Source organism: Vibrio sp. FF266, from assembly GCF_041439695.1.
Lineage (GTDB): Bacteria > Pseudomonadota > Gammaproteobacteria > Enterobacterales > Vibrionaceae > Vibrio > Vibrio tasmaniensis_A.
In genome coordinates, this window is record NZ_JBGOOO010000078.1 from 1 (window position 1) to 6,207 (window position 6,207).

The 6,207-nt window shown below is 41.1% G+C and carries 5 protein-coding genes and 4 pseudogenes; 4 read left to right on the forward strand and 5 right to left on the reverse strand.

The features are described from left to right. Positions 1 to 257 (reverse strand): annotated as a pseudogene (locus tag ACED59_RS23890) (type IV conjugative transfer system coupling protein TraD); the annotation flags it as partial. Positions 258 to 341: 84 nt separating this feature from the next. Here ACED59_RS23890 and ACED59_RS23895 point away from each other — a divergent pair. Beyond that, positions 342 to 875 (forward strand): annotated as a pseudogene (locus tag ACED59_RS23895) (integrase). Between the two features lie 187 nt (positions 876 to 1,062). After that, a pseudogene (locus ACED59_RS23900) lies at positions 1,063 to 1,137 on the forward strand (S-adenosylhomocysteine hydrolase); the annotation flags it as partial. Here the strand turns inward: ACED59_RS23900 and ACED59_RS23905 are convergent. The 3 genes and pseudogenes from ACED59_RS23905 to ACED59_RS23915 form a co-directional block, all read right to left on the reverse strand. Beyond that, positions 1,129 to 1,368, reverse strand: a pseudogene (locus ACED59_RS23905) (IS6 family transposase); the annotation flags it as partial. The pseudogenes ACED59_RS23900 and ACED59_RS23905 sit on opposite strands and share 9 nt — an antisense overlap. A gap of 117 nt (positions 1,369 to 1,485) precedes the next feature. Further along, entirely contained in the window at positions 1,486 to 2,748 is a 1,263-nt protein-coding gene (locus tag ACED59_RS23910; RefSeq protein WP_102421462.1) for a type II toxin-antitoxin system HipA family toxin, read from the reverse strand. Next, entirely contained in the window at positions 2,735 to 3,070 is a 336-nt protein-coding gene (locus ACED59_RS23915) for a helix-turn-helix transcriptional regulator (protein ID WP_017100095.1), read from the reverse strand. Before ACED59_RS23915 ends, ACED59_RS23910 begins: the two co-directional genes overlap by 14 nt. A gap of 426 nt (positions 3,071 to 3,496) precedes the next feature. On the opposite strand from ACED59_RS23915, the gene ACED59_RS23920 reads away from it, so the two are divergent. Together ACED59_RS23920 and ACED59_RS23925 are read left to right on the forward strand one after the other, a co-directional pair. Then, the gene (locus tag ACED59_RS23920; RefSeq protein ID WP_017100096.1) at positions 3,497 to 3,901 is read left to right on the forward strand and encodes a nuclear transport factor 2 family protein; all 405 of its coding nucleotides are present in this window, start codon (positions 3,497 to 3,499) and stop codon (positions 3,899 to 3,901) included. A gap of 28 nt (positions 3,902 to 3,929) precedes the next feature. Further along, entirely contained in the window at positions 3,930 to 4,634 is a 705-nt protein-coding gene (locus tag ACED59_RS23925; protein ID WP_017103707.1) for a TetR/AcrR family transcriptional regulator, read from the forward strand. A gap of 713 nt (positions 4,635 to 5,347) precedes the next feature. On the opposite strand, the gene ACED59_RS23930 is transcribed toward ACED59_RS23925, so the two are convergent. Continuing rightward, positions 5,348 to 5,737, reverse strand: a complete 390-nt coding sequence (locus ACED59_RS23930; protein ID WP_017100563.1) for an HIT family protein — start codon at positions 5,735 to 5,737, stop codon at positions 5,348 to 5,350. Positions 5,738 to 6,207: the final 470 nt, after the last annotated feature.

Consider the following 6,207-nt stretch of genomic DNA (forward strand, 5'->3'; position numbering starts at 1 on the left):
CTCCAGAACGTCGTGACTTCGCTGTTAAGATTGTGCCCAAAGCTGGCATAGATATGATTGCGCCAGTAGTAGAACACAGACCAAAAGGCGTTATCGGGCGCGCGTAGCCAGGTAAGAACGCCAGTGAGCGCTATCACCGACCAAATGGCGGCGTAGACTAAGGTATTGTTGACTTGAAAGAACATCCGAATGGAGTGAAAAGTAATTTGTCCGCCACGGGTAAAGTGGTTGCCGGACGCGCGTTTAGGTCTAGGCATCGTGGTTCCTTGAGAGTGAAATGCAGTACTTTTTATATAATTACCTGCGTATGCAGATGAGCTGGTTTAGATTGGAGGTCAATTATGTGGACGAAGAAAGGTCATCTAACAGGGCAGAAAAAGTCCTTCAAGCTTGAAGATATCTGGCGAATTCGCACTAGGCTTGAAATCGACCTTGCTCAATCTCGCTATCGATTGCAAGTTACGTTCTTGTGACTTACTTAGAATGAAAGTGAGGGATATCTCTTCTGGTGGTGCGATTCAAGATCGCGTGCTTTACAGCCAGAGGGGTACAGTTTGAGCTCACTTCACGCACTGCACAGCCAACTCTCTGCACCAGACTCTATTTTCCCAAGTCCTCGAAGGCAGGGTAAAGCAATTAGTTGTAGCAGTTACGCCACCATCATTTTCCGCTGGGTAACGGAACTCGGCTACGATCCCTATCTCTATGGTACCCACTCGATGCGCCGTACCAAGGTGACGTTAATTTAGGCGAGAACCAAAAACATTCGCGCTGTGCAACTATTACTTGGCCATGTTAAGTTGGATAATACCATTTGCTATTTAGGCGTAGAAATTGAGGAGGCTCTGAACATCTCTGAGGGGATAGACTCATAGTAAGGTTGGGGTGTTGATTTTAGAAAGGTCATTTTTAATGACCTTGAAATGATTATTATAAAACAATAGGTTAATAATATTTATTCGTTATTTTTGCCGTATTATCCCCTTTGAGTTTGCCGTATTTCTTCCTGTCATAATAAGGTTGCGTTATATTACGAACACGTATGAAAGTTAGGAGGTTCAAATGACAGCAGTTGATCGCGTTTATCAAAAGATAAAGCGCTCCAGACGCTATGTTTTTGAGCGCAAAGACTTTGATGTAGGTTTCACCCATTCGCCACGAGCCAGATACGGGCTTATTTCTACACCTCGCTCTGTGCTCTAATACTGGCGTAAATTTGATAACCCAACGATTAATAGTGGCCTGATCCACAACGACTCCGCGCTCCAATTGTATCTCTTCAATTTCACGATAACTGAGTTTATAGGCGAGATAATAACGTACGGTTTCGAGAATAACTTCAGAGGGGAAGTGGCAACCTTTAAACATTGAGATTCAGAGTATTAGGTAAAGATTGAGTAAATCTTAACCGACAACGCAAAACTTTGCGACAAAACCCATCATGTCGTACGGACATTGTTTATTTAGATATTCCATGTATTCTACTTAATGACCATCTTGCGGCTTTAAATGTTCCATTTCATTGAATATGTAGTCATTCAATATCACACGTTTGAAAAGTAACTTTCGCGTAACTTCAGGGACATCTACTTCGTTACACACGGATTCAAACTCTTGGGTAATCGTAGAAATTTGAAACCTAATAATTTCTTCTGCTTTTTCAGCCTTAATATTGAAACTTGGTGCTGCTTGCATACAAAGTGATAACAGAGATAAATTAAGATTTTCGAAGATCTTCATTCCATGACTCGCCTCCCCACCTGTACGGTTTTGTGGACAAATATCATAAGCCGGTGACAGGGATATTTTCTCCCCTTCTACAAAGAAAGCATGATTTCGAGCATGGTCATCCGTATTACCGATCAGTACATTAAATACCATCCGTGCAAATAGCTCTTGGCTATCAGAGGTAAAATCGATGCAATACTGCTTCATATTGTTCACTAGGTCTGCGTAAGATGCCTCTCTAGCCCATGTTTCATCTAAGCCTAAAACTGTCAGCCCGGACACCATTGAGCGACGACACCAAACGTCACCAACTAACGCTCTATCAAAGCGTCTTACAAGAAGAACATCTTTTCCTAATACTTTTTCAAAAATAACTTCGGCAACATTGAGTCCTGCTAACTTGGCAAGCCTCATTGCTACGTATTCTGATTGTACAACTTCGTAAGTATCATTTGATGCTGAAAACTTAGCAATATACTTAGCTTCATTACCAGTGATCATCGCTTTCGGGCGAGCACCTCCGAGGGATGTACCATGCATAAGTGCTCTATCCAAATCCGAAGAGATTTCCTTACCTTGACCGACGATTTCAGACGCATTGTATAATTCTTCAAGAGTTGCCGCATCAGTAGAACGATCAAAATACTCAGTGGCCGATTCTTGAAAATCGAGAGAACCGATCCGATCTGAAGCGGAATGCATCAAATACGTCATTTCGCCTAACTCAGCATCGTAGTCTTTGCCCATCAACCGAGAATTAATGACCCTACGTCCCCAAGCATCTGGAGCTGCATCACGCAAGCAAGAGAATATAGGCATACCTTGAACTGGTTCCTTAGTACCAGCAGAAAGCGGTAATTCATTTGAGTAAATTGGTTCTGCATCTGAACGTTTCAAGTAAGACTGACCGTACGTAAAATGTTGGCCAGTTTCATCAATAGTGAGTCTACCTGCTACCACAGGCTCTGATTGTCCTTTAAGCCATTTCCAAACGAAGCATTGATTACTAGAAGTCATCATCTAAAATTACCTTTTTCCTTCTTACTCGATTAGGCAGTAATGCCTCAATTTTCGCATTTGTTTTACGTTTAATAGCAAACTGGTTTTCATCGGGTTCAAATAAAGGAACACCTAATACCCAAGCAGTTTCGAAGTAGAGTCCGATACTTACAGACGGATCACCTTTAAGAATCTTTATCATAGTGGGCTTAGATACCCCAACTCGGGAACAAGTCTCTTCTACAGTGATTTTCTTTTCCTTACGCTGGATTGTAAGCATCGTGGCAAAATGAGTTAGTGCGGCACTAGCAACAGTGCTAACCTGAATGTTACCTCTTCCCATAGTAAATTAACCTTTACCGTAAATATAATAAGGTAAATATTAATTTACCAAAATTTAAATGTCAAGGTAATAGGTTAGAAATAATTATAGTAAAAACTATTTTACTATAAAAATCTTAAAGTGAATTGTAGTTTACAATAAAACAGTCATTGAAATGACTGCAATGAAAAACAGAGATCCTGTCTGAACTCTCTATTTAGTTATTGCTTTACCACACTTTGGTCGAGTAGACGACACCTGAGAAGCTTTTGGACAAAACCTTCCAATTACAGTCAATGATGCGAAATGTTTATGCATTTAATGCAGGAGTGCATTCATTGTTAATGCAGCACCTTTCATTCTATTAAACAGCTACAAACTCAAGCTTGCTCTCATTATTGTTCAGTGTACAATATAGTATTGCACACTGAACAATAGAGTAAAATCATGAATGCCAATACGATAGCAAACAAATACCTTGAAGCACTTGAAGAAGCAAACATTGAAAAAGTACTATCGCTTTTCACGCCAGATGCGTTGGTGAGTTCACCACTTTACGGTGAACGTAAGGCAGCAGACTTTTATCCTGAATTGTTTGAAGATACGAGCAGTTCAAAGCTAACCTTGAAGGGCGTAATGGAAGGGAAATCAACTCGTGACTGTACAGATTTGATATCTATCTGGTTCTACTTTGACTGGACACTTGCCAATGGTGAACCTGCACCTTTTAATGTTGTCGATGTGTTAGAAGTCGACAAAGGTAGCCGCTTGATTACCAAATTAAATATTGTTTACGATACTTTTAACATTAGAAGTTCGTTCAATCTGTCTAAAAAGCAGACCTCCCTTTAGCAAGTACTTTATAGATAGCGGTACCTTTATGAAAAGAAAAGCAAATACAACACCTCTCTCTAAGGAAATTATAATCGAGGTAGCACTGAATCTTATTGCGGAGAAAGGAATCGATACGTTTAGTATTCGAGACGTAGCTAAACGGTTAGATACCTATCCAACAGCTATCTATTGGTATTTTAAAAACAAAAACACACTGTTAGGTGAAATTGCAAATACAGTGATGTCTAGTGTCACACCTAACTACGGTAACCTGGATTGGCACGTCTGGTTGACCCTGTTATTCCAAAACTACAGAGGTGCAGTAAAACACCATCCCCACATCGCAGATTTGATAGGAGGGCGACTTCTGGCAAATGCGTATCAAGATCCTAGATTGCTAGATGGAATTATAGCTGCTCTTTTGGATGCAAATTGTCCGCCGTCTCATATAGTCCCTATGTACAACACAGTAATTGCATCAATGTGTGGTTTCGTAACCATGGAGTTCGGTCATTTACCGCTAGATAATGCGGATGAATGGGAAGCTAAGTTAAGAGGGGAGGCTAAGAAGGTAGAAAATAGTGAGTATCCAAACTTAACTCGTTTTCTACCTCAAATGATGAATGCTTCTTTCATTTTACGCTGGCAAAATGGCTATGACAAACCGATGGATGAGAGTTTTAATAGGTATGTTGATGTTTTTATAGATGGTTTGAAACACCAGATTAACGCACTAAACGAGATGCCATAGCAGGAATTTTATACCTTATGGTAACGTTAATTTCAGAAAGTATTGTGCTTAACTATGCACCTCATGAAGCCAATAAGACACTTTTGAGTTAGAAAGTGCCACGAGTCAAAATTCAGGTCTATGAAGCCTCTGGACAAAAGCTTGTTACGATCTACGGAGCACACTGTATTTTCTGATTACTTCAGGTATAGAAAACATGGTTAGGCAAAAGGCAAGACTTGACCCCATTAGTTCGTTCGTGCTGCCCAAAGGGCTGCAACGGGTTCGAGACTATGGATTTATGCATGGCAATGCGAGGCGGTTAAGGCTGGCTATCTTACTCTTGCTGGCACCACAGTGGATCTGTCCGATGCTAACGTCTCTCCCTGTGCGCAGCAAAGCCGTACGAACGTGCCCTTGTTGCGAGCACGAAATGGTGTGCGTTGGGATCACCCGACCGAGCTAGCCAGCTGACGAGCCGAAAGGTGCTCGCTTATAAGGATAATGGTGCAATGAACACCGCGGAGGTCTAACACGTAAAAGAGACACAGGACAACTATCGGCTTGGGCAGATCGTCAATGATCGGCTCAATGGCTTCATTCGGCTTGAAGACGCGAGGGGAGCCTAAACCCCTCTTGCTCAGACTGAGCAAATTACTAATAAAGGTGTCACCGTGACGGGCTTGTTCAACAACCAGATAAAGTGTCGGCTGGGCGACACTTATCCTTATTTGTTATAAGCGTGCCAGAGATTCGCGCAGTTTTTCTATGCTTTGAACTCCAATCTCACTACTTTTCCACCCAAATTTGTCACCATTAAACCTAGGAAAAATATGGAGATGGTAATGTGAAAGCTCATTGAATTTACCGTTATTTTGAATAAAAGATATACCATCTGGTTCAAAAGTTCGCTCAATACGTTGATAGAGGTCTCTGGCCACCGATTGAATTTCTGTAAGAACTTGGTCTGGTAATTCAATGTAACTTTCGTAAGGGTAGGTTGGGCAGATCAGTATGTGTCCAAAGTTAATAGGATCATGATCAGCGAAGGCTATAACATCACTAGACTCATATACGATTACAGCTTCAATTTCTCGATTAACTATTTGCTCTACTATTGTCATTTGACCTCTCTCGACCAAAGCTTATAACGCTTATTAGGCGACAAATTGTCGTCTTTCATCTTTCGGCAATGCCATCATTTTAATATTAACTCAACTGACAATCAATAAGTTATGACACATGAAGGGAAGTTAGATTGCAAGATGTCGCCTAATGACGAGAATGAACGGTTATCAACTCAATCGAATAAGTTTTAGTAGGGTAAACGCACGCCCTCTAAATTGTGTAGAGTATTTAATCTAAATGTTTTTGGGGCAGAAGTGTTTTAGAGTAGTCGCACTAAGGCACTGTGATCACCAAGCGATTCTGTCGTATCGTAACTACCAAGCGACTTTGTCATTCGCTTAATTACCGAGGGAAATTGACGGTCTCTATTTTTACGTAATCCTTTGACTAGTGCTACGAATTAGTCAGGGGTGATCTGCTCCAGCAGGACTGGACACTACATTAAGCGACATTTCGTTGTTCAAAG